General features: G+C 68.9%; 20 protein-coding genes. 9 read left to right on the top strand and 11 right to left on the bottom strand.

The window, feature by feature from the left end; all coding sequences use genetic code 11:
• Nucleotides 1-17: 17 nt before the first annotated feature.
• Nucleotides 18-797, top strand: coding sequence for a histidinol-phosphatase (hisN, locus tag BWI15_RS18840; protein ID WP_077015683.1), 780 nt, complete (start codon nucleotides 18-20; stop codon nucleotides 795-797).
• A 30-nt stretch (nucleotides 798-827) separates the two neighbouring features.
• On the opposite strand, the gene BWI15_RS18835 is transcribed toward hisN, so the two are convergent.
• Nucleotides 828-1,802, bottom strand: coding sequence for a LacI family DNA-binding transcriptional regulator (locus BWI15_RS18835; RefSeq protein ID WP_202817695.1), 975 nt, complete (start codon nucleotides 1,800-1,802; stop codon nucleotides 828-830).
• A 424-nt stretch (nucleotides 1,803-2,226) separates the two neighbouring features.
• Between BWI15_RS18835 and BWI15_RS18830 the strand changes: the two genes are divergently transcribed.
• Genes BWI15_RS18830 through BWI15_RS18810 form a run of 5 tightly spaced genes read left to right on the top strand, consistent with a single transcriptional unit; the run spans nucleotide 2,227 to nucleotide 7,847 of the window.
• Nucleotides 2,227-3,099, top strand: a complete 873-nt coding sequence (locus tag BWI15_RS18830) for an ABC transporter permease (RefSeq protein WP_237771349.1) — start codon at nucleotides 2,227-2,229, stop codon at nucleotides 3,097-3,099.
• Nucleotides 3,096-4,022, top strand: a complete 927-nt coding sequence (locus BWI15_RS18825) for a carbohydrate ABC transporter permease (RefSeq protein ID WP_083750857.1) — start codon at nucleotides 3,096-3,098, stop codon at nucleotides 4,020-4,022. The genes BWI15_RS18830 and BWI15_RS18825 overlap by 4 nt, the downstream gene beginning before the upstream one ends.
• An 18-nt stretch (nucleotides 4,023-4,040) precedes the next feature.
• Nucleotides 4,041-5,669, top strand: a complete 1,629-nt coding sequence (locus BWI15_RS18820) for an extracellular solute-binding protein (RefSeq protein WP_077015680.1) — start codon at nucleotides 4,041-4,043, stop codon at nucleotides 5,667-5,669.
• A gap of 16 nt (nucleotides 5,670-5,685) precedes the next feature.
• On the top strand, nucleotides 5,686-6,738 hold the full coding sequence (locus tag BWI15_RS18815; RefSeq protein WP_077015679.1) for a Gfo/Idh/MocA family protein: 1,053 nt from the start codon (nucleotides 5,686-5,688) through the stop codon (nucleotides 6,736-6,738).
• Entirely contained in the window at nucleotides 6,735-7,847 is a 1,113-nt protein-coding gene (locus tag BWI15_RS18810; protein WP_077015678.1) for a Gfo/Idh/MocA family protein, read from the top strand. Before BWI15_RS18815 ends, BWI15_RS18810 begins: the two co-directional genes overlap by 4 nt.
• Before the next feature lie 41 nt (nucleotides 7,848-7,888).
• Here the strand turns inward: BWI15_RS18810 and BWI15_RS18805 are convergent, their stop codons facing one another.
• Nucleotides 7,889-9,109 carry an MFS transporter gene (locus BWI15_RS18805; protein WP_077015677.1) on the bottom strand — a complete coding sequence of 407 codons (1,221 nt, stop codon included), beginning with the start codon at nucleotides 9,107-9,109 and terminating at the stop codon, nucleotides 7,889-7,891.
• Between the two features lie 145 nt (nucleotides 9,110-9,254).
• On the opposite strand from BWI15_RS18805, the gene BWI15_RS18800 reads away from it, so the two are divergent.
• The gene (locus BWI15_RS18800) at nucleotides 9,255-9,680 is read left to right on the top strand and encodes a CBS domain-containing protein (RefSeq protein WP_077015676.1); all 426 of its coding nucleotides are present in this window, start codon (nucleotides 9,255-9,257) and stop codon (nucleotides 9,678-9,680) included.
• Between the two features lie 66 nt (nucleotides 9,681-9,746).
• Here the strand turns inward: BWI15_RS18800 and BWI15_RS18795 are convergent, their stop codons facing one another.
• The 5 genes from BWI15_RS18795 to BWI15_RS18775 form a co-directional block, all read right to left on the bottom strand.
• Complete coding sequence (locus tag BWI15_RS18795; RefSeq protein WP_077015675.1) at nucleotides 9,747-11,438, bottom strand: S8 family peptidase; 1,692 nt, start codon at nucleotides 11,436-11,438, stop codon at nucleotides 9,747-9,749.
• Between the two features lie 136 nt (nucleotides 11,439-11,574).
• On the bottom strand, nucleotides 11,575-11,976 hold the full coding sequence (locus BWI15_RS18790) for a hypothetical protein (protein WP_077015674.1): 402 nt from the start codon (nucleotides 11,974-11,976) through the stop codon (nucleotides 11,575-11,577).
• A 52-nt stretch (nucleotides 11,977-12,028) separates the two neighbouring features.
• On the bottom strand, nucleotides 12,029-13,375 hold the full coding sequence (locus BWI15_RS18785; protein WP_077015673.1) for a M16 family metallopeptidase: 1,347 nt from the start codon (nucleotides 13,373-13,375) through the stop codon (nucleotides 12,029-12,031).
• Nucleotides 13,372-14,664: a M16 family metallopeptidase gene (locus BWI15_RS18780; RefSeq protein ID WP_077015672.1), complete on the bottom strand. Its 1,293-nt coding sequence runs from the start codon at nucleotides 14,662-14,664 to the stop codon at nucleotides 13,372-13,374. Before BWI15_RS18780 ends, BWI15_RS18785 begins: the two co-directional genes overlap by 4 nt.
• A gap of 78 nt (nucleotides 14,665-14,742) precedes the next feature.
• The gene (locus BWI15_RS18775; protein ID WP_077015671.1) at nucleotides 14,743-15,702 is read right to left on the bottom strand and encodes a superoxide dismutase; all 960 of its coding nucleotides are present in this window, start codon (nucleotides 15,700-15,702) and stop codon (nucleotides 14,743-14,745) included.
• Nucleotides 15,703-15,773: 71 nt separating this feature from the next.
• Here BWI15_RS18775 and BWI15_RS18770 point away from each other — a divergent pair, with 71 nt between their 5' ends.
• Complete coding sequence (locus tag BWI15_RS18770) at nucleotides 15,774-16,745, top strand: ArsR/SmtB family transcription factor (protein WP_077015670.1); 972 nt, start codon at nucleotides 15,774-15,776, stop codon at nucleotides 16,743-16,745.
• On the opposite strand, the gene BWI15_RS18765 is transcribed toward BWI15_RS18770, so the two are convergent.
• The 4 genes from BWI15_RS18765 to BWI15_RS18750 form a co-directional block, all read right to left on the bottom strand.
• Nucleotides 16,735-17,562: a carbohydrate ABC transporter permease gene (locus BWI15_RS18765; protein ID WP_077015669.1), complete on the bottom strand. Its 828-nt coding sequence runs from the start codon at nucleotides 17,560-17,562 to the stop codon at nucleotides 16,735-16,737. The two genes, BWI15_RS18770 and BWI15_RS18765, sit on opposite strands and share 11 nt — an antisense overlap.
• Nucleotides 17,559-18,500 (bottom strand): carbohydrate ABC transporter permease, encoded by a 942-nt coding sequence (locus tag BWI15_RS18760; protein ID WP_193432170.1) that lies wholly within the window; start codon nucleotides 18,498-18,500, stop codon nucleotides 17,559-17,561. Before BWI15_RS18760 ends, BWI15_RS18765 begins: the two co-directional genes overlap by 4 nt.
• A 43-nt stretch (nucleotides 18,501-18,543) precedes the next feature.
• Nucleotides 18,544-19,938 carry an extracellular solute-binding protein gene (locus tag BWI15_RS18755; protein ID WP_077016083.1) on the bottom strand — a complete coding sequence of 465 codons (1,395 nt, stop codon included), beginning with the start codon at nucleotides 19,936-19,938 and terminating at the stop codon, nucleotides 18,544-18,546.
• Between the two features lie 186 nt (nucleotides 19,939-20,124).
• Nucleotides 20,125-21,132: a hypothetical protein gene (locus BWI15_RS18750; protein WP_077015668.1), complete on the bottom strand. Its 1,008-nt coding sequence runs from the start codon at nucleotides 21,130-21,132 to the stop codon at nucleotides 20,125-20,127.
• Between the two features lie 101 nt (nucleotides 21,133-21,233).
• Between BWI15_RS18750 and BWI15_RS18745 the strand changes: the two genes are divergently transcribed.
• Complete coding sequence (locus BWI15_RS18745; RefSeq protein ID WP_077015667.1) at nucleotides 21,234-21,848, top strand: TetR/AcrR family transcriptional regulator; 615 nt, start codon at nucleotides 21,234-21,236, stop codon at nucleotides 21,846-21,848.
• The last annotated feature ends 76 nt before the right edge of the window (nucleotides 21,849-21,924 follow it).

Below are 21,924 nucleotides of genomic sequence, written 5' to 3'. Positions count from 1 at the left end.
GCGGGTAGCCTTCCGGCATGCCTTCGCACACCGACGACCTGCGGCTCGCGCACATTCTGGCCGACGACGCGGACTCGACCACGATGGACCGGTACAAGGCGCTCGACCTGCACGTCGCCACCAAGCCCGACCTGACGCCGGTGAGCGACGCCGATCGGCGGGTCGAGGACGTGATGCGCAAGACGCTGAGCCGGGCCCGGCCGCGGGACGCGTTCGTCGGCGAGGAGGAGGGCACCACCGGCTGGGGTGTGCGGCGCTGGGTGGTCGACCCGATCGACGGCACCAAGAACTACATCCGCGGCGTACCGGTCTGGGCGACGCTGATCAGCCTGATGATCGAGGACCAGGTCGTCGTCGGCGTCGTGTCCGCCCCGGCGCTCGGCCGCCGCTGGTGGGCGTCGTACGGCGACGGCGCGTGGACCGGTCGCGCGCTGATGTCGGCCCAGCCCTGCCGGGTCAGTGACGTCAGCCAGATCGAGGACGCGTCCCTGTCGTACTCCTCGCTCAAGGGCTGGGACAAGCTCGGCAAGCGCGACCAGTGGGCCGACCTGATGGACTCCGCCTGGCGGACCCGCGCGTACGGCGACTTCTGGTCCTACATGCTCGTCGCCGAGGGCGCGGTCGACATCGCCGCCGAGCCGGAGCTCAACCTGTACGACATGGCCGCGCTGTCGATCATCGTCGACGAGGCGGGCGGCAAGTTCACCTCGGTCGACGGCGCCCCCGGCCCGAACGGCCCGAACGCCGTGGCCACCAACGGCCGCCTGCACGACGAGGTGCTCGCCCGCCTGTCCTGACTTCCCCACCAAGGACCCGACCCGCCGGCATCACTGCGGTACGACGCCCTTCGGCGGCGCGGTCGACTCGCGGATGATCACCCGGTTCAGCGTGCGCTTGCTCGGCTCCGGAGCCGGCTCACCACGGATCGCCGCGAGCAGCCGGTGCACCGCATCGCGCCCCTGCGCGGCCCGGTCGACCGCCACCGTCGACAGTGACGGCGTCGTGAACCGGCAGATCTCCTCGTCGTCCCAGCCGAACACACTCAGGTCGTCCGGCACCTCCCAGCCGCGCGCCCGCGCGCCGCGGATCACGCCCATCGCGACGACGTCGTTGGCCGCGACGACGGCGGTGACCCCGCAGTCGTCCGGCAGGCTGGTGATCGCGTCGTACCCGGACTGCGCCGACCAGTCACCGTCGATCGCGCCGACCGATCGCAGGCCGAGGCGTTCGATCGTCTCCAGGTAAACGCTCTTGCGCTTGCGGCCCGAGGCGTAGTTCTGCGCGCCGGCCACGTGCAGAAAAGTGCGGTGTCCCAGCGAGCTGAGGTACTCGATGATCTCGCGGACCTCGGTGGCATCGGCGAGCTCGTTCAGGACGTGCAGCTTCTCGTCGAGCGACTCGTTCTCGACCACCGGTACCTGCCGCGATCGCCGGCTTTTCAGGTCGATCGAGGAAATGGCCAGAATGCCGTCGACCTGGCCGGACCGGGCCAGGTCGTCGATCCGGGCCGACCGCGCCCGCGGCCCGCCCTCGACGCTGACGACCTCGACCTGGTAACCGGCCCTGTGGGCTGTCTCAGAAGCCGCCGCGAGCAACGGCCCGGGAAAATGGGGGCCTGCGGCAAGGACAATGGCCAGCCGGTTCGTCCGCCGCGTCCGCATCGACCGAGCGACCAAATTCGGCCGGTAGTCGAGCGTTTTCACCGCGAATTCCACTTTGATCCGGGTCTTTGGTTTCAGGCTGTTTTCGTCCTGCAAATAGCGGGACACCGTGGTGTGCGAAACTCCGGCCAGCCGCGCCACTTCATGAATGGTCGCCGGTCGTTTCGAACCTGCCTCTGCCACATTTCCTCCTCGCGCCCAACCGTCCACTGGGCGAGACCTCACAGGTTAGCCGATACCGGCCGGCACAGCGCCGCCCACAACGGAAACACCAAGCCGGAAACCGCTGTCCTCGACACGATTCAATCGGCACACGGGCACGAAGAGTGACCATCCCGCCGTCGTTCCAGCGATGTCCGAAGGGTTGACACCCCCTGACCCGTGCGGTTAGCTATCGCCTCAAAAGTGGATCGATCACTTTTTTAGGCCCACTCGAGGAGTGCCTATGACTGATGCCGACCTCGCCCCTGCGCCAAGTGACACCACTCGCGACCGCCCCCGTTTCGAGCCGACCGCCGGCGAACGAAAAATTTCGCTCCTCCTGCGTTTACGGCGGGATTATCCGGTGCTCTTGCTGGCCATTCCCGGAATGCTGGTCGTCTGTGCTTTCCAGTACTACCCGCTGTGGGGCAACGTCATCGCGTTCCAGGACTACCAGCCCTACCTGGGAGTCAACCAGAGCCTGTGGAGCGGCTTCGAGAACTTCTCGATCGTCTTCAACGGCGACCCCGAGTTCCTCAACGCCGTGAAGAACACGCTGATCCTGACCGCGATCCAGACCGTCATCGTGTTCCCCGCCCCGATCGTGGTCGCGCTGGTCCTGCACAGCCTGCTGTCGAACCGGATCCGGCAGATCGTCCAGACCATCATCTACCTGCCGCACTTCATGTCGTGGGTGATCGTGGTCGCGGTCTTCCAGCAGGTGCTGGGCGGCACCGGGATGATCAACAACTGGCTGCGCTCGCACGGGTACGACCCGATCCACGTGATCGGCAACGCCGAGGCGTTCCGGGCGCTGCTCACCTCGCAGGTGATGTGGAAGGACACCGGCTGGGCCACGATCCTGTTCCTGGCCGTGCTGTCGCAGATCGACCGGTCGCTGTACGAGGCGTCCGCCGCCGACGGCGCCGGGCGGTGGCGGCAGACCTGGCACGTCACGCTGCCGGGCCTGAAACCGATCATCATCCTGCTGCTGATCCTCAAGCTCGGCGACTCGCTGACCGTCGGCTTCGAGCAGATCATCCTGCAGCAGCCGGCCGTCGGGATCGGCACGAGCGAAGTGCTCGACACCTACGTCTACAACAACGGGATCATCGGCGGCGACTGGGGTGCCGCGGCCGCCGTCGGCCTGGTCAAGAGCGTCGTGGCGCTGGCCCTGGTCCTGGCCGCCAACAAGCTGGCCCACCGGCTCGGTGAGGAAGGGGTGTACCGAGGATGAGCGCACCCAATCATCGTCTCGGCAAGCGGCAACCGGTCCTGGTGGGCGGTATGCCGATGCCCGGACGCACCGAACGCGTTCTCAAGGCCGTGTTCCTCACCGTGATCTGCGGCGCGGTCGTGTTCCCGTTCGTCGGCGTGATCTCGACCAGCCTGGCGAGCCCCGAGGAAGTCATCCGGGCCGGTGGTTTCGTACTGCTGCCGACCGACGGGATCGACCTGTCGGCGTACAAGTCGATCCTGTCCGGCGGCACGGTGACCCAGTCGATCCTGGTGAGCGGGTTCATCACCGTCGTCGGAACGACGATCGCCCTGCTGCTCACCTGCACGCTGGGCTGGGCGCTGAGCCGGCGCGGCACCGTGGGCAACAAACCTCTGCTGCTGCTCGTCCTGGTCAGCCTGCTGTTCAATCCCGGACTGATCCCGAGCTACCTGGTGATCCAGCAGTTCGGGCTGCTGAACAGCCTGTGGGCGGTCATCCTCCCGGTGTCGGTGAGCGCGTTCAACGTCATCGTGGTCCGGGCGTACTTCGTCGGCCTGCCCGGCGAGGTGCTCGACTCGGCCCGGATCGACGGCGCGTCGGAGTGGAAGCTGTTCTGGTACATCGGCCTGCCGCTGTCCAAGGCGGTCGTCGCGGTGGTCGGCCTGTTCTACGCCGTCGGCTACTGGAACAGCTTCTTCGGCGCGCTGCTCTACCTCAGCGACAGCAGCAAGTGGCCGCTGCAGCTGGTCCTGCGGACCTACGTCGTGAACGGCGTCGAGATCGGCGCCCAGGATCTGGGCGGCGGCAGCGAGGCACTGCCGCCCCAGACCTCCATCCAGATGGCGATTCTGATGATTTCGATCGTTCCGATCCTGTGCGTCTACCCGTTCGTCCAGCGGCATTTCGCCAAGGGCGTGCTGACCGGCGCCGTGAAGGGCTGACACGAAAGGGGTTTCACCATGAGCACACCTGATTCACGGCTGGTCACCCGGCGCACGCTGCTGGCCGGGCTGGGAGCGTTCGGTCTGGCCGGCGCCGCCGGCTGCTCGAACGAAGGCCGAGGCGGCACCAGCGGCGCGGACACCAGCGGCGCGAGCTCGGACGTCCGGCCGGCGTACCTGCGCTACACCGGGGTCGAGCCGGACCTCGCGGGTGCCGAGTACAACATCCCGAACGCGTTCCTGCGCTACCCGGCCAACCCGGTCCGCGCCGTGGAGGCACCGCCGGGCGACGGCAAACCCATCAACGTCCTCACCTACACCAACACGCCGATCCCGCCGAAGGTCGAGCAGAACCTGTTCTGGCAGGAGCTCAACAATCGGGTCGGATCGCCGGTCTCGGTCAGCCTGACGCCGTCGGTGGACTACACCCAGAAGTTCGCCACCACGGTCGCGGGCGACCAGCTCGCCGACATCTTCCTCGTCGGTGCCGTCCCCCAGGTCCCGCAGCTGCTGCAGGCCAAAGCCACCGACCTGACCCCGCACCTGGCCGGGGACAAGATCAAGAAGTACCCGTTCCTGGCGAACCTGCCCGAGACCGCCTGGAACGCGTGCATCTTCGGCAACAAGGTCTACGGCGTCCCGATCTCGCGCGGAGCGATCAGTTCGCAGGCGCTCTACTGCCGCGCGGACCTGCTGGAGCAGCGAGGACTCAGCGCCCAGGTCAAGAACGCCGACGAGTTCGTCGAGCTGTGCAAGGCGTTGACCGACCGGCGCCGGAACCGCTTCGCGCTGGCGGCCGCGCCGACGGCGTTCGTCCGCAATATGTTCGACATGCCGAACAACTGGAGCGAGAACGGCACGGCCGTGGTCAGCTACTTCGAGCACGAGGCCCACGAGCAGGCCTTCGAGCTGCTGCGCAAGCTGTGGAGCTCCGGCTACGTCCACCCCGACGCGTTCAGCGGCCAGAACCAGGACCTCAAGGTGCGGTTCGGCAACGGCACGAGCGCGCTGGCCGTCGACACCTTCAGCGCCTGGCCGAGCTACCTGCAGACCACGGTCGACCCGCAGACCCGGATCGGCATCATTCCGCCGCCCAAGCACGACGGCTCCGGGCAGGGCCGGATCTGGCTCGGGGCGCCCGCCATCGGGTTCACGGCGATCAGCAAGAAGGCCGAGGCCCGGGTCGAGACGCTGCTGGCGTACCTGAACTTCCTCGCGGCGCCGTTCGGCACCCAGGAGTACCTGTTCCGCAAGTTCGGCCTCCCCGGTGTCCACCACCGGGTCGTCAACGGCAATCCTGTTCTCACCCCCAAGGGCTTCAGCGAGACCCAGCTCGGGCTGATGTACCAGGCCGACAGCCCGTGGACGATCTTCCTGCCGGAGAAGGAGGGCAACAGTGCGGCGGAGTTCAACGCCATGAAGCAGCTGTGTCCCGACGCGATCGCCGACCCGGTCGCCGGCCTGTACTCCGAGACCAACGTCCGCAAGGGGCCGCAGCTCACCGAGACGATGACCCAGTTGACCAACGACATCATCCAGGGCCGCCAACCGGTTTCCGCCTGGGCCGGCGCGGTCAAGAAGTGGAAGAGCGGTGGCGGCGACCAGATCGCCGAAGAGTTCGCCCAGGCCCTCGAAGCATCACGCTGATTCGAAAGGAACCCCTTTGACCTCCACTCAGCCCGTCAGGTTCGCCGCCGTCGGTCTCGACCACGCGCACGCGTTCGGTCAGATCGCCGGCCTGATCAAGGCCGGCGCGGAGTTCGTCGCGATGGCGACCGACGACCCGTCGGCCGCGATCGCGGCGCAGGTCCGCGAGCGCTACCCCGACGTCCCCGTGGTCGACAGCCCCGACGAACTGATCGCCCGGGACGGGATCGACCTGATCGTGACCGCCGCGGTGCCGGACCGGCGCGGACCGATCGCCGTCGCGGCCCTGCGCGCCGGCAAGGACGTGGTCGCCGACAAGCCCGGTTGCGTCAGCTTCGAGCAGTTGGAGGCGATCGAGAAGGCAGTGGCCGAGACCGGCCGGTTCTGGTCGGTGACGTTCTCGGAGCGGTTCGAGGTGCGGTGCGTGCAGAAGGCCGGCGAGCTGGTCCGCGCCGGGAAGATCGGCACCGTGGTCCAGACGCTCGGCCTCGGCCCGCACCGGATCGGCGACCGCGGCCACCTCGGCGGTGGCAGCGGCCGGCCGGACTGGTTCTACGACAAGGCCCGGTACGGCGGGATCCTGGTCGACATCGCCTCCCACCAGATCGACCAGTTCCTCTGGTTCACCGGGTCGCGGACCGCGGAGGTGGTGGCCAGCACGGTCGGCAACTTCGCGAACCCCGACAAACCCGGCCTGCAGGACTTCGGTGACCTCATGCTGCGCAGCGAGAACGCCCAGGGTTACATCCGGGTCGACTGGTACACCCCCGAGGGCCTGGGCACGTGGGGTGACGGCCGGTTGATGATCCTCGGCACCGACGGCTACATCGAGATGCGCAAGTACGTCGACATCGCCGGCCGCGACGGCGGCGACCACCTGTTCCTGGTCAACCACGAACGCACCGAGTACATCGACTGCTCCGACGTCGAGCTGACCTACTACCCGGACCTGGTGCACGACGTACGGGAGCGGACCACGACGGCGGCACCGCAGGAGCACACCTTCGAGACCATGCGCCTGGCGCTGACCGCCCAGCAGAACGCCGCCGTCCGCGGGGCGGCCCGATGACGGCCGAACAGGTTGCGCCGGGCAACCTCCTGAAGGTGGCGGTGGTCGGTGCCGGTGGCATCAGTCACCGGCACGCGGAGAGCTACGCGAGCACCGGCCGGACCGAGCTCGTCGGGGTCGTCGACACCGTCGCGGAGAAGGCTCAGACCTTCGCCGAGAAGCACGGCACGCGGGTCTACCCGAGCGTGACGGAGCTCCTGGCCGCGGAGGCCCCGGACCTGGTCTCGGTGACCACACCGCCGGGCAGCCACGCCGCGATCGCGATCGAGGTCCTGGCGGCCGGGAAGTCCGTCCTGCTGGAGAAGCCTCCCGTGCTGAGCCTGGCCGAGATGGACGCGGTCGCGGCGGCCGAGCGAACCAGCGCAGGCTCGGTGTACGTGGTTTTCCAGCACCGGCACGGATCCGGAGCGGTCCGGGCGGCCGACCTGCTCGGCAGCGGCGCACTCGGTACGCCGCAGGTCGCGGTCTGCGAGACGTTGTGGTTCCGGCCCCGGGGCTACTTCGCGCCGGAGTGGCGCGGCACGTGGGTCGGCGAAGGCGGCGGTCCGACGCTCGGCCACGGCATCCATCAGATCGACCTGCTGCTGCACCTGCTCGGGCCGTGGCGCACGATCAACGCCACCGCCGTCCGGCTGGACCGTCCGGTCGAGTTCGAGGACGTGTCGACGGCGTCGGTGATCTTCGAGAGCAACGCCGTGGCGACGGTGATCAACAGCCTGCTGTCGCCCCGGGAGCTGAGCAGGATCCGGATCGACACGACCGAAGGCACGCTGGAGGTCAACCACCTGTACGGCTACTCCGACGCCGACTGGACGTACTCCCCCGCACCGGAGCAGGGCGACCCGTGGACCGCGTCGGCCGGCGAGGACATGCCGAGCAACCACGAAGCCCAGCTGGGCCGCCTGGTCGACGACCTGCTGACCGGGCAGAAGCACGACACCACCCTGGCCGCCACCCGGCCGACGATGGAGTTCGTCACCGCGCTCTACGCCTCGGCCCTCACCGGCCGGTCGGTGCACCGCGCTGACCTGACTCCCGATCACCCGTTCTACCGAGCCCTCAACGGAGGTCTTCCGCAGACCGAGCTCAGCGAGGCGTTCACTCCCTGACCCGGAGTCCCGCCCGGGCCCGTCCCGGGCGGGACAACGCTCTACCGGTCGTCGGTCGTGTAGCGCTGCAGGCGCCAGACCGCCGGCACCATCAACGTGAGCACCACGACGACCAGGTAGATCCCGGCGCCGTACAGCTCAACGGCCTTGGCGCTGGTCGCCGCGACGACGGAACCGACCAGCAACTGCCCGAGCGGTCCGGTGACGAACGAGCCCAGCATGTCGTACGACGCGACGCGGGACAGCTTGTCGAGCGGGATGTGCTGGCCGAGCGCGGTCTCCCAGCCGATGCCGAAGATCTCGAACCCGAGGCCGACGACGAAGGCCGCTACGGCGACCGTGATCGTGGTCGGCCACAGCGCCAGCGCCACGAAGACCGGCAGCGCCGACAGCATGCCGATCATGCCGACCCGGACCGGGTAGCGCGGTGGGTAACGGATCATCAGGATGCCGCCGGCAATCAAACCGGCGCCGAAGCAGGCGCTGACCGCGCCCCAGCCGGCCCGGCCGAAGGTGTCGTCGGCGATCACCGGACCGAGCGTCGAGTAGGCGGCGGTGAAGACCAGGTTCAGCACGCTGAACGCCGCGACCACGCTCCACACCCACTGCCGGGACGCGAACTCGGTCCAGCCGTCGCGCAGGTCGCGCACGATCGACGTCCGCGAGCGTTCGACCGGCGGCAGCGTCAGCCGGGCGAGCAGGACGACCGCCAGCAGGAACGTCGCCGCGTCGACGGCCAGCCCGACGCCGGGACTGGTGAAGCCGACGATCACCCCGGCCACCGCGCCGCCACCGACCAGCGCGGCGGACCGGGCGAACCCGGACACGGCGTTGGCCTGCGGAAGCTCGACGGGGTCGACCAGCGCGGGCAGGACCCCGGCCATCGCGGGCATCAGGAACGCCGCGGCCGCGCCGTTGATCGCCTCGATCACCACCAGCTGCCAGATCTGCGCGTGACCGGACAGCACCAGGACCGCGGCCAGCGCCTGGGTCAGGGCGCTGAGCGTGCTGGCGACGATCAGCACGACGTTGCGGGGCAGCCGGTCGGAGATCACGCCGCCGATCAGCAGCAGTACGACGTTCGGGATGCTGCGGGCCGCGAGGACCAGGCCGACGGCACTGGCCGAGTCCGACACGTCCAGGACCGCGAAGACCAGCGCGATCGGGGCGATCGAGGAGCCGAGCAGCGCGACGAACCGGGCCGAGACGAAGATCCTGACGTCCCGGTGCCGCAGCACCGCGAGGTCGTGCCGCCAGCTCACCCGATCACCGAAGGTGACGAGAACGGACCTCGGTTCCGGCGGGCGGGACGGGCGGTGGTCACCATCCGCATTCTGCCAGATCTGCCGCTGGCGGCCGGTTGACGCTACCGTGGGGTCTTGGGCTCTCGATCCAGCAGGAGGCTCCGTGAAGATCAACGACGTTTTGCGCGGCAAGGGCAACCAAGTCGTCACCATCTCCCCCGAAGCCACCGTCACCGAGCTGCTAGCGCTGCTCGCCGAGCACAACGTCGGCGCGCTCGTGGTCAGCCCGGACGGCTCCAGCGTGGCCGGCATCGTGTCCGAACGCGACGTGGTCCGGCTGCTCAACGCGACACCCGAGGCCGGCCAGGTCCGGGTCAGCGCGATCATGACGTCGCCGGTGCACACCTGCGGCCCGGACGACCTGATCGACAACCTGATGCGGCTGATGACCGACCAGCGGATCCGGCACGTCCCGGTCGTCGTCGACGACCGGCTGACCGGCATCGTCAGCATCGGCGACGTGGTCAAGTCCCGCATCGGCGAACTCGAGTTCGAGAAGGAACAGCTGTCCAACTACATCGCCGGCTGACCCCCACTCACGGCCAAGGGCCCGGTCGCGGCAACCGCCGCGGCCGGGCCCTTGCTCACCACAGCGTCAGTACCTGGTCACCGCCGCCCACGCGTCCACGATGCCGTGACCGTAGAACCCGTTGAAGCTGCGGGTCCCCTCGCACAGCGCGTTCCATTCCGGCGTCCGGCCCTCGTTGATGTAGGTCACCAGCGGCGGGTTCGGGCAGGCCCGCTCCTGCGCCGTACCGAGCAGGATCTTGCGGACCTTGTCCGGCGAGTAGCTGAAGCCGCCCTTGCCACCGCGGCCGTACTCGCTGACGATCAGCGCGGCGACACCGCTCGCGTGCGGCGACGCCATCGACGTGCCCTGCAACCAGTTGTAGTAGCCGCACTTGGTGTAGTCGGTGACACCGGGCGGGCACTGCTTCTCCACGCCGGCCGTGACGCCGTCCGGCGTGATGTTGCCGTTGGCATCGACCAGGCCGTCGACCTGCAACGTGTTCACCGGGTACGTCGACAGGATCAGGTTCTCGTTGACCCGGTGCTGCGGCGTGCCGAAGTAGTCGCGGAACCAGCCACCCGGCGCCGACACCTCGGTCTGCTCCACGCCGTAATTGGAGTAGTCGGCCTTGTTGCCCGACGGACCGAGCGCCGACACGCCGATCACGTGCGGCCCCTCGACCGGCAGGTCGAAACAGGTCGCGTTGTCGATCGGCCGCGTGTACGGCGGGACGTCGCCGAAGTCCGGGCTGCTGGTGTCCGGCCGCGGCTTGCCGAGGTCCTCGTGGTTGTTGCCGAGCGAGCCGACCAGCGTGACGTCGCGGTGGTGCGCGTAGTTGAGTGCGCGCGTCATCGCCCGGATCGTGGTCCGCTGCTCGAGCTGGGCCTCCGGGCTGTCGGCCGGGTTGTTGATGCAGTTGTACAGCCACGGGTCGACGTAGAACGACATGTTGACCACGTCCAGGCCGACGTCACCGGCGTAGGTGAGCGCGTCGAGCACCGGGTTGAGGAAGACCAGACCGCTGTCCTGGCCGCCGCGGATCTGGACCAGCGTCACCTTCGGCGCGACCCCGGAGACCCCGAGACCGTTGACCGCGGCACCGATCGTGCCGGCCACGTGGGTGCCGTGGCCGCTGTCGTCCCAGCCGACCGGGTCGACGCAGCCGCGGAACTCGCACGCGCCGTCGTACTCGGGCACGTCGGTGGCGAAGTTGCGGGACAGCTTCCAGTCGAAGTTCGGCGCGATGTCGGGGTTGCGGGCGTCGATCCCGGAGTCCAGGATGCCGACCTTGACCTGCTTGCGGCCGGGCTGGACGGTGCGGGCCAGGTCGGAGCGGACCATCCTCAGGCCCCACAGCTTGGCGTCGAGCGGATCCATGCCCTTGGCGCTCTTCTTCGCCGCCTTCGACTGCTTCGCGGCCGCGCCCCGGTTCTCCTGCTCGATCGTCCGCGGCTTGGTCCGCGGCAACTGCCCGATCGGCCGGCTCCGGGCGGCACCCTCGACCGCGCCCGACGCCGAGACCCGGGTGGAGAAGCCGGACGAGGCGGCCCGCACGGTGATCGTGCCCAGGTTCTTGTTCTCCTTGACCACTTCGCCACCGGCGGCCTTCACGGCGGCCAGGGCCTCGGCGCGGTCGGCCCCTTGCTCGATCAGCACCAGGTACTCCGTGCTGCCACCGGCGGCCTGCGCCCCGGCCACGGCCGGCACGGCCAGGCCGGCCGCGACGAGTGCGAACGCACCCGATGCCGCGTACAACGATCTGCGGACGTCTCTCACGAGCGGATCCCCTCCCAGGAGTGAGTGTGACGCGCACAACGTAAGTCAGCCGTGCGCGCGATGGGAGGGGGCGGACGTTGTCAGTTTTCCAATCAAACGAATGACCGCCGTGGTGGCGCGGTCAACTGCTGGAGGCTCAGTCCAGGAAGACTCCGAACAGCAGCAGCATCGCGGCCACGCCGACGACGACCAGGATCAGCAGAACGGTTCCGATGATGCCGGCGATCTGGCCGCCGACGGCCATGCCGCGATTGTTGTAGACGCCGGGCGCCGCGTCGATCTCGGCCAGTGCCTGGTTCGCCTTCCACCAGGCGATCGGCGAGAGGATCAGCAGCCCGGTGATCAGCGGCAGCAGGCCGAGCACCAGCGCCACGGTCGCGTTGGAGTTGTCCCGCAGTACGCCGTACGCGGGCTGATCGGGACAGCCCGGCTGGAGCGGGTAGTTGCCGTACCCCGGCCGCCCTTGATCGGGCCGCCCGTACTGCGGGTACTGCGACTGGTTCCGCGGCTGGTCCTGCGGTCGCTCACCGAACGACATGACTGCTCCTCTGCTCAGGGCCGGTAGGGCCTGAGCAGAGGATGTCAGTCCGTCAGCTCAGTTCCGTCACGTCGCCCAGCCCCGTGAGCTGGTCGCGAACTTCCTTGGCCTCCCCTACGACGATCACCAGCAGCCCGTTGGTTCCCACGTAGCGCCGGTAGGCCTCGGTGGCGGACTCGGCGGTCGTCGCGGCGATCTGGGCCAGGTAGGTGTCGGCGAAGTCCAGCGGTACGCCGGCGGCGATGTTGCTGCCGACCTGCTGGGCGATCGAGTCGGCCTGCTCGTAGCGCAGCGGCGCGGTCCGGATCAGGTTGTCCTTCGACTCGCCGACCTCCTTGTCGGTCAGCCCGTCACGGGCCTCCCGCAGGATGCGCAGCGCGTCGGTGATCGCGGCCCCGGTCACCTCGGTCCGGACCGCGCCGCCGAGGCTGAACGTGCCACCCTTGCGCGCCGCGGTGAAGCTGGACCGGGTGCCGTAGGTGTAGCCCTTCTCCTCGCGCAGCACGGTGTCGACGCGCGACGTGATCGTGCCGCCGACCACGTGGTTCGCGACCGCGGCCGCGCCCCAGATGTCCTCGCGGCGGTCCGGTCCGGGACAGCCGATCAGCAGCTGGCTCTGGACCGAGCCCGGCCGGTCCACCAGCACGATGCGATCGCCCACGACGTACAGCGGCTCGGGGGTCTCCAGCGCGGGACCCGCCTGCGCGGTCCAGTCGCCGAACGCGTCGTCGACGATACCGGCCACGTCCACGCCGGTCGCGTCGCCGGCGAACAGGATCTGCGCCCGGGCCGGACCGACGTTGTCGCGGTAGAACCGCGCGACCTCGGCGTTGGTCAGCCGGCGGATCGTGTCCGGCGTACCGGCGGTGGGGCGGGAGCGGCGCGTGCTCGGGTCGAACAGGTGCGCGGCGAAGGTCTCCCGGGCGCGGTAGCCCGCGTTGGCCCGCTCCTGGTTGATCTCGCCGAGCCGGATCGTCACGTGCCGACCCACGTCGGCAGCGTTGAACGCGGGCCGGGTGACCGCCTCCGCGAGCAGCTTGACCGCCGGAGCCAGCTGCGAGACCGGCACCGAGATCTCCACGTGCAGCGCGTCGGAGCTGACATCGACCCCGTACGCCGCGCCGTGCCGCTCGAGCGCCGCGGCGAACTCGTTGGCCGAGTGCAGCTCGGTGCCCTCGTCGAGCGTGCGGGACATGATCGTCGCGACACCCTCGAGCTCCCGCGGCTCGGCGAACAGCGGCAGCGCGATCGTGACCCGCACGGTCGCGACGTACTGGCCCGGCCGGTCGAACACGTGCACCGGCGTACCGGCGCGGGTGCTGGTGGTGGTCGAGGCCGGGAAGGTCCACGGCCGCGGCGGCGCGACGACCGGCGGCGTGGTCAGAGCCCCGCTACTCATGCGTTCCCACTTTCGGTTGCGTCGGTGTTCTTCCGGTAGGTCACCTGGACCCGGCCCTCGGCTCTGATCCACTGCGTCGCGGCTTGCTGCACCTGCTCGACGGTGACCGCGCGGAGCTGGTCGATCCGGGTGTTGATCCGGTTCGGGTCGCCGAACAGCAGCGTGTGGTGGGAGATCTCGTCCGCCCGGCCGGCGCAGCTCGCCAGCTGCTCCAGCCAGTCCCGCTCGGCCTGGGCCTGCACGGTGGCCAGCTCGTCCTCGGTGATCCCGTCGGCGGCGAGCTTCTCCACCTCTTCGAGCAGCGCGTCCTCGACCTTCTGCAGATCGACGCCGTCCGACGCGATCCCGGTCAGCGTGCCGAACGAGACCCCGCCGATCAGCGGCAGCGCGCCACCGGACACCGACTGCGCGATCTGCTCGTCGCGGACCAGCCGCCGGTTCAGCCGGCCGCTCTGGCCGGCCGCCAGAACATCGAGCGCCAGCGCCGCGGCGTCCAGCTCCGGCGTGCCGTCGACGGGCAGCCGGAACATCATCGTGACCAGGTCCGACGGCACGTCCTCGACGACGTCGTCGCGGGCCACACCCTGCAACGGCCCGATCGTGCCGTCGGGCGCCGGCGGCGGCTGCGGGATCGCGGGCAGGTGACCGAAGTACCGCTTGGCCGCCTGGAACGCCTCTTCCTCGTCGACGTCACCGACGATCGACAGGACGGCGTTGTTCGGGCCGTAGTACTTGCGGAAGAACGCGTGCACGTCCTCGACCGAGGCGGCGTCCAGGTCCTCCATCGACCCGATCGTCATGTGCGCGTACGGGTGGTTCTGCGGGAAGGCGAGCCGGACCAGCCGCTCGTAGGAGTCGCCGTACGGCCGGTTGTCGTAGCTCTGCCGCTTCTCCTCCTTGACCACGTCGCGCTGGTTGTCCAGGTTCTCCTGGTTGACCGCGTCGAGCAGGTAGCCCATCCGGTCGGCCTCGAGCCACAGCGCGAGGTCGAGCCCACCGCTGGGCAGGGACTCGAAGTAGTTGGTCCGGTCGAAGAAGGTCGAGGCGTTCAGGCTCGCGCCCGCGCTCTCCAGCAGGGCGAAGTGCTCGCCGGACTTCACGTTGCGCGAGCCCTGGAACATCAGGTGCTCGAACAGGTGGGCGAACCCGGTCAGACCCGGCGGCTCGTGCCGCGAGCCCACGTCGTACCAGAGGTTCACGGCGACGATGGGCACGGCGCGGTCGATGCTCACGACCACGCGCAACCCGTTGTCCAGAGTCTGCTCAACGAGCGGATACGTCAGCGGCATGCCGCCAACCTACCCGCTCGTCACTGCCACCCGACGGGCCGTTCGCCGACAGCGGAGCGCCGTCGGCGGCCCCCGCGATCACCGCAGTCCGGGCACCACCGTCACCGTGAACGGCGCCGTGGGCGAGGGATTGCCGAGCTGACTGTTGACCCAGAGCAACCGGCCGGCCGGGTCCCGCGCGATCGTCGTCGGCGTCTGCGCGCGCGGCACCGAGCCGGACTGCCGGACCACGTACGCCGCGGTCAGGCCACGGTCGAGAACGGCGAGGTTGACGGCCGACGGGTTGGTTCCGGTCGCGTCCGCGGGCAGGTCCACGACGCCGTACAGGCGGTTGCCCTCGAGCAGCAACCCGTCGGAGACACCGAGTTGCCCGCCGCTGACGGTCATTTCGGTGGCCGTCCGGCGCTGGAGGTCGATCCGGAAGAGGTGGTCGTCGCCTGGTTCACCACTGCCGGTTCCGCCGTCGGCCACCAGTGCGATGCGACCGTCCGGCGTGGCCGCGATGCCGTTCAGGAAACCCGGTACGACAGGGAAATCCTCCGGGCCGAGCCATCGGGTCAGCGGGCCGACCCGTCCTCCGGCGAGCGACGAGCGCCACAGGACGCCGGTCCGGGAGTCGGTGACGTACACGGCGTCCTTGGTGATGACCAGGTCGTTGAGCGCTGTTCCGGTGACTGGAGTGGCGCGCTTGGCCAGCAGGTCGCCGCCCGCCGAGTAGACGAACAGCGCACCGGTGTCGAAGCCGGCCACGAACACGCGGCCACGGTCGTCGACGTGAACACCGGTCGCGCGAGCCCGGCCGTCGGAGCCGGCCGGCAGGAAGGGCTTCAGCTCGGGATCGCGGACCGTGCCGCGATAGACGGCTCCGGTCCCGTAACTGGTGACGTAGATCGTGCCGTCCCGCGTCACGGCGATGCCCTCGGGCAGCACGCCGGAGTCACGGGAGACGATGTAGGTGGTGGGCAGGCTGTGGTGCGTGGCGACCGCGGGTTGCGCCACGGTCAGGAGGGCGGTCACGGCCGCGAGAAGTTTGATCATGACGCGAGGTTCGGCCGGTCCGCGGCGTCCGTCGACACCTTTTGACCCAGCCTGAATGGCACAGTCGTGGGGTGCTGACCCTGCATCTGACCGCCCGCGACCTCAGTCGTACGGTCGTGGTCCGGATGCCGTCCGCGATGCAGGAGCTGTGCTCCGCCGGTCGGCGGTTGAACCAACCGCACCAACCGGCGTACCTGGCCTCCTGGAACGCGCAGACCCGGGCTGGGCTCCGGCCGGTGATGCTGCCCTACCTGGACCTGTGCGGGGTGCCGCGCTGGGCTCCGGACTTCCTGACCCCGATCGTCAACAGCAGCGACTTCGCGAGCGCTCTCGACCGGGTGATCGAGACACCCACGGAGACACTGCGCGCTGAGCTGGTGCCCCGCATCGAGGCGGGTCAGCTGCCGGGGCGGACGGCCGAGTTGGCCACGGGATCCGATCAGGCCCGGCGCCGGCTGCGCGCCGCCGCGCTCGCGTTTCACGAGCTGGCTGTGGCGCCGTACTGGTCGGAGATCACCGCGGCCGTGTACGCCGATCGGGTCGCCCGCGGATCCCTGATCGTCGACCAGGGCATCGACCGGGTGCTGTCGACGCTCAGCCCGCTCCTGCACTGGAGGTCGTCGACGTTGTCGTACGAGTGCCCGGGAGGCAGCGACATCGACCTGACCCCGAACGGCCGTGGGGTCACGCTGGTCCCGTCGTACTTGCAGCCGGTGCCGACGTTCGTCGACGTCGGCGACGAACCGGTAGTGATCGTCTACCCGATCGGCAAACCGTCACACGACCTGAGCAGCATCAAACCGCTCGCCGACCTCCTCGGCCGCACCCGCGCCGCCGTACTGCACGCGGTCGCCAGTACGCCGAACACCACGGGACTGGCTGACCAGGTCGGCATCTCACCGGCCTCGGCCAGCCAGCACACCGCGGTCCTGCGGTCGGCAGGGCTGATCACCACTCACCGGACCGGCCCGGCGGTCCGTCATACGCTGACTCCGCTGGGCCGGTCGCTGCTGCACACCAATCGTCGCGGGGTCAGCCCTTGATCGCGCCGCCCAGGGCGAACGCGCCGCCGAGCTTGCGGCTGAGCAGCAGGTAGAGCAGCAACACGGGGAACGTGTAGATCAGCGAGTACGCCGCCAGCTGGCCGTAGTTCGGTTCGCCGTACTGGCCGAAGAAGGTGAAGATGCTCACCGAGGCCGGCAGGCGTTCCGGGGAGAGCAGCAGCATGAAGGGGACAAAGAAGTTTCCCCACATGCCGATGAAGGTGAAGATCAGCACGACCGCGATGCCCGGCCACATCAGCGGCAGGACGATGCGGCGCAGGGCCTGCATGTTGCCGGCGCCGTCGACCCAGGCCGCCTCTTCCAGCGAGATCGGTACGCCGTCCATGAACGTCTTGGTCAGCCAGATCGCGAAGGGCAGCGAGCTGGTGGCCATGAACATGATCGTGCCGCCGAGGGTGTCGACCAGGTTGAGCTGCACGAACAGCCCGTAGACCGGGACCATCACCGCGGTGATCGGCAGCCCGGTGCAGAACAGCACGGTCAGCAGGAACGGCCGGTTGAAACGCGACTTGAACCGCGACAGCGGATAGGCCGCGAGCACCGCGCAGATCATCGTGAGCAGCGCCGCGCCGCCGCACAGCACGATGCCGTTCAGCACCGGCCGGTACGTCGTGTCGGTGTTCAGCACCGCCTTGAAGTTGCCGAGCGTCGGATTGGTCGGGAACTCGACCGTCAGCCCGGCGGTCCGGTTGATCGAGGCGAACAACACCCACAGCAGCGGCAGCACGAACAGCACACCGATCGCCAGCAGCACCAGGTTCGAGGTGAGCTTGCTGACGCGGTCTCTGGCGATCATGCGGCCTCCGTATTCAAACCACGCAGGTAGATCAGCGAGAAGACCGCCCCGATCGCCAGCATCACCAGCGCGATCGCTGTGCCGTAGCCGATCTGGGAGAAGCTGAACGCCTGCTCGTACATGTACAGCGGCAGCGTCTGGCTCTTGGTGCCGGGCCCGCCGCGGGTCATCGCGTAGATCAGGCCGAACACGCTCAGCGTCTGCAGCGTGATCAGCATCAGGTTGGTCATGATCGCGCGGCTGATCATCGGCAGCGTGACGAAGATCAGCCGGCGCAGACCGGCCGCGCCGTCCATCTCGGCCGACTCCTCGATCTCCTTGGGCACCTCACTGAGCGCCGCCGAGTAGACCAGCATCGAGAACGCCGTACCGCGCCAGATGTTCGCGATCGAGACCGCGATGATCGGGGCCGCGTACAACCAGTCCTGGCCGGGCAGCCCGACCTTGTGCAGGATCACGTTCAGCGTGCCCTCGTCGTTGAAGAACGCGCTGAGCAGGTACGCCGCGACCACCTCCGGCAGCACCCACGCGCCGATCACCGCGGTGCCGACGAAGTTGCGGACCAGCTTGGTGGACCGCTTCATCAGCAGCGCGAGGCCGAGGCCGAGGGTGTTCTGCCCGATGATCGCGGAGATCAGCGTGAACACCAGCGTCAGCCAGATCGAGTTGGTGAACGCGCTGCTGCCGAAGGCCTTGCGGAAGTTGTCCAGGCCGACGAACTGGACCTCGCTGGCCCCGGTCCCGGTCAGCGCCATGTTCGTGAACGCGGCGTAGATGCAGTAGATGATCGGGCCGGCCAGGAAGACCAGCATCAGCCCGATGGCCGGTGCCAGCGGCATCATCTTGAGCAGCTTGGCGCCGCGCGGGGGCCCGCCCCGCCCGGTCTGGTGACCGGACGGAGCAGGCGCGGACGCGGCGGGTGCGACAGTCGTCGTCACAGAGCAGTCCCTTCGTCAAAGCCCGTCAGGGGACGGGATCCGCTTACTGGCCTTGACTCTGGTTGGTCGTCTTGTCCTTGCCGACGATGGACTCGACCGCCTCGTCGTAGTTCTTCGCGGCTTCCTCCGGCGACGACTGCTTGGTCATCACCGCTTCCATCGCGGTGATGATCTCGTTGGAGACCTTCGGGTACTCCGGCAGCGCCGGCCGGTATACGGTCACCGCCACCAGGTCGGTGAAGAACTGCGTGGACTTGGCCGAGGTCTTGTAGCCCTCGTCGGCCGCGACGTCCTTGCGGACCGCGATCTGCGCGCCGTCGGTGGCGTACTTGGTCGCGTTCTTCTGCGTCTGCAGGGTCTTGATGAAGTTCCACGCGGCGTCGGGGTTCTTCGACTTGGCCGGGATCGCCCAGGTCCAGCCGCCGGACAGGCTGACCTTGCCCTTGCCGCTGCCGTCCTGGGTCGGCATCGCGGCCTGGCCGAGCACCTCGGTCCACTGCGGCCACGGCTTGGCGCCGGTCTTCTGCCAGTTGTTGTAGAGCCACGAGCCGTCCAGCGCGATCGCCAGCTTGCCGTTGGGCAGCAGGTCGCTACCGACCTTGTTGCCCCAGTTCGGGTCCAGCGACTGCTTCGGCTGGGGCGCGATGCCCTCGTCGAAGATCGTCTTGATGAAGTTCAGCGAGTCCTTGAAGCCCTGGCTGCCGACGACCCACTTCTGCTGGTCGAAGTTGTAGAGGGTGTCCTTGGTGCCGTAGAGCAGCATCTCCAGGCCCTGCATGGCCGAGGCCTCACCCATCGGCTTGCCGGAGTACACGTTCAGCGGGATGACGCCGGGCACCTTCTGCTTGATGGTGCGGGCGGCGGTCAGCACGTCGTCCCAGTTCTTCGGCTGCCAGTCGGCGGGCAGGCCGGCCTTGGCGAAGATCTCCTTGTTGAACCACAGCGCCCGGGTGTCGGTGCCGTCCGGGATGCCGTACGTCTTGCCGTCCTGCGCCTTGGCCGCGCCCTTGGCGGTCTCCTCGAACTGGTTCCAGTCCGGCCAGTCCTTGATGTAGTCGTCCAGCGGCCGCAGGTAGCCCGCGGTGATGTCGGAGTTGATCAGGAAGGTGTCCTCGTAGACGATGTCCGGCGCCGTGTTCGGCGAGCGCATCATCAGCTGCAGCTTGGTGTAGTAGTCGTTCTCGCTGGCCACGATCGGCACGATCTCGACCTTCGAGCCCGGGTTGGCCGCCTCGTACTCGGCCTTCGCGCCGGCGAGGAAGTTCTTCATCACCGTGCCCGGGCCCCACTGCTGGTAGGCGATCTTGATGTTCGCCGGGCCGGAGCTGGCAGCGCCCGCTTCCGGCGTCTTGGTGGTCGATCCCTGACTGCAGGCCGAGACCCCCAGCAAGAGTGCGCCCACGGCGAGAACACCCGCCGACTTGAAACGTTTCCTCATGACCATCACGTCCACCTTCGGGCAATCGTTGTCATCCCGGTACCACCGCTCAAACCCCGTGGGCTTTCCGCGACCGTAGGAGGCTGAGACCGGTGAAGTCAATGGTTGACAGACAACGTTGTCCGCGTCTGGAGCGACGTCAGCGGTGACCGGGTCGTAACGATCCGGTCACCGCTTCGCCGTCGATCAGACGGTAACGGGCGACCCCGGCTGACGAGCCTGTACGACGCGCCGGCCGCGCGCCGCGCCGAGTCCGCACAGCACCAGGCCGAGGACCAGCCAGCCTCCGAGGACCAGCAACGGCTGCCCCGCGCCGGCTCCGTCGAAGAAGCTGACCGAGCGCAACGCCGTACCGGCTGCGCCCGGCGGGAGGAACTGCCCGAGTGCTCCCCAGCCGCTCGGCAGCATCTCCGGCGCGCTGGTCAGCCCCGACAGGGGGTTGCCGAGCAGCATCATCACCGCGGCGCCCAGCCCGAGCCCCGCCGTACCGATCAGCCACTCCAGTCCCAGCAGGGTCACACTGATCGCCGCGATCGACGTCGCGATCACCGCGGCGTTGGCCCAGTAACTGCCTTCCAAGGAGCCCAGCCAGAACTGCAGCACCGCGGCCAGTGCGAGCGAGCCCGCCACGGCGAACCCGATCGCGCCGAAGACCCGGGTCGCGCCCGCCTTCGCGAAGTTCGTCAGCGCCGCGGCCGCGAGAATCCCGCCCAGAACCAGCGGCAACGCACCGGCCGCCAGGCCCGCGCCGCGCGGATCCTCGGCGGGCAACGGAACGACGTCGGTCACCTTCGGCGCAGCGGCAGGGTTCTGCGCAGCCAGCCGGCCGGCCACCTGCGTCAGCAGCTGCGAGACGACCGGACCCGCGGCCGACGCGGTGAGTACCTCGGGCGCGGCCTGGTCGAGCACGATCGCGCCGTACACATCCCGGTCCTCGATCGCCTGGACGGCGGCCGCCCGGTCCGCGACGGGCTCGATCGCGAACCCGCCGGGCATCGCCTGCTCCAGCGCGGCGCTGACCTGACCGACCGCGGCCTGCGGACCGGCGACCGCCAGCGGGACGTCACGAGGTTCCGACCGTGCGGCCGGCCAGGCGAACGCGATCAGCAGCACCGTGAGCACGGCGGTGAGCAGGGTGACGACGGCGACCACCGGAGGACGCCGAGGGCCGACGGTGGCAGATGTGGCGGACATGGGCACACTCCTCAAAACGAATGACCGTTCTTTATTAGCTCCGAGCGTGCTCGCAGATTGGTCGAGTTGTCAAGAACGGACATTCGTTTTAGGTTCGCGGTATGCCCAAGGTCACTGCCGAGCACCGGCTCGCCCGCCGCGAGCAGATCGTCCAGGCGGCCCTGCACTGCGTCGCGGAGAACGGCTTCCACAAGACGACGATGGCCGACGTGATCCGGGAGTCCGGGCTGTCGGCGGGCGCGGTCTACGGCTACTTCCGGAGCAAGGACGAGATCATCGCGGCGATCGCCGACCAGGCGCTGAGCGCGGTCGACGAGCTCTTCGAGGGCATCCTGTCCACCGAGGACCCACTGTCCCCCGCCGAGGCGATGCGGGTGGTGCTCGACCACGTGGTGAAGACCGCCGAGCGCTCCGGCGGCGACGTCACGCGGGTCGGCCTGCAAGCCTGGGCCGAGTCGGTGCACAACCCGACCATCGCCGCCGTCGCGAGGGAGAAGTACACGATCCTGCGCACGCACTACACCGCCGTCGCCCGCCGCGCCCAGCTCGACGGCACCCTGCCGAGCGACGTCGATCCCGAGCACGTCGCCCAGGTGCTGTTCGGGATGCTGCCCGGTTTCATCCTCCAGCGCCTGCTGCTCGGCGACGTCACACCCGAGTCCTACACCGCCGGCCTGAACGCACTGCTCGGCTCGGCCGCTCCCCGGCGCCCGTAGTCCTCAGAGGACCCCAAACTCCACTTCGCCACCCTCAGCGACGATTTGGTGACTCAGGGCCTTGAGTCCGGCGACC

The sequence above is a fragment of the Kribbella sp. ALI-6-A genome (assembly GCF_001984195.1).
Classification (GTDB): domain Bacteria; phylum Actinomycetota; class Actinomycetes; order Propionibacteriales; family Kribbellaceae; genus Kribbella.
This window is presented reverse-complemented; position numbering and strand designations above follow the sequence as displayed.

Bases quoted from the DNA above. Each gene is read 5' to 3' on its own strand.
- hisN (WP_077015683.1), top strand. From the start codon at position 18: ATGCCTTCGCACACCGACGACCTGCGGCTCGCGCACATTCTGGCCGAC.
- BWI15_RS18790 (WP_077015674.1), bottom strand. From the start codon at position 11,976: ATGTCGTTCGGTGAGCGACCGCAGGACCAGCCGCGGAACCAGTCGCAG.
- BWI15_RS18820 (WP_077015680.1), top strand. From the start codon at position 4,041: ATGAGCACACCTGATTCACGGCTGGTCACCCGGCGCACGCTGCTGGCC.
- BWI15_RS18780 (WP_077015672.1), bottom strand. From the start codon at position 14,664: ATGCCGCTGACGTATCCGCTCGTTGAGCAGACTCTGGACAACGGGTTG.
- BWI15_RS18775 (WP_077015671.1), bottom strand. From the start codon at position 15,702: ATGATCAAACTTCTCGCGGCCGTGACCGCCCTCCTGACCGTGGCGCAA.
- BWI15_RS18745 (WP_077015667.1), top strand. From the start codon at position 21,234: ATGCCCAAGGTCACTGCCGAGCACCGGCTCGCCCGCCGCGAGCAGATC.
- BWI15_RS18750 (WP_077015668.1), bottom strand. From the start codon at position 21,132: ATGTCCGCCACATCTGCCACCGTCGGCCCTCGGCGTCCTCCGGTGGTC.
- BWI15_RS18810 (WP_077015678.1), top strand. From the start codon at position 6,735: ATGACGGCCGAACAGGTTGCGCCGGGCAACCTCCTGAAGGTGGCGGTG.
- BWI15_RS18825 (WP_083750857.1), top strand. From the start codon at position 3,096: ATGAGCGCACCCAATCATCGTCTCGGCAAGCGGCAACCGGTCCTGGTG.
- BWI15_RS18765 (WP_077015669.1), bottom strand. From the start codon at position 17,562: ATGATCGCCAGAGACCGCGTCAGCAAGCTCACCTCGAACCTGGTGCTG.
- BWI15_RS18785 (WP_077015673.1), bottom strand. From the start codon at position 13,375: ATGAGTAGCGGGGCTCTGACCACGCCGCCGGTCGTCGCGCCGCCGCGG.
- BWI15_RS18755 (WP_077016083.1), bottom strand. From the start codon at position 19,938: ATGAGGAAACGTTTCAAGTCGGCGGGTGTTCTCGCCGTGGGCGCACTC.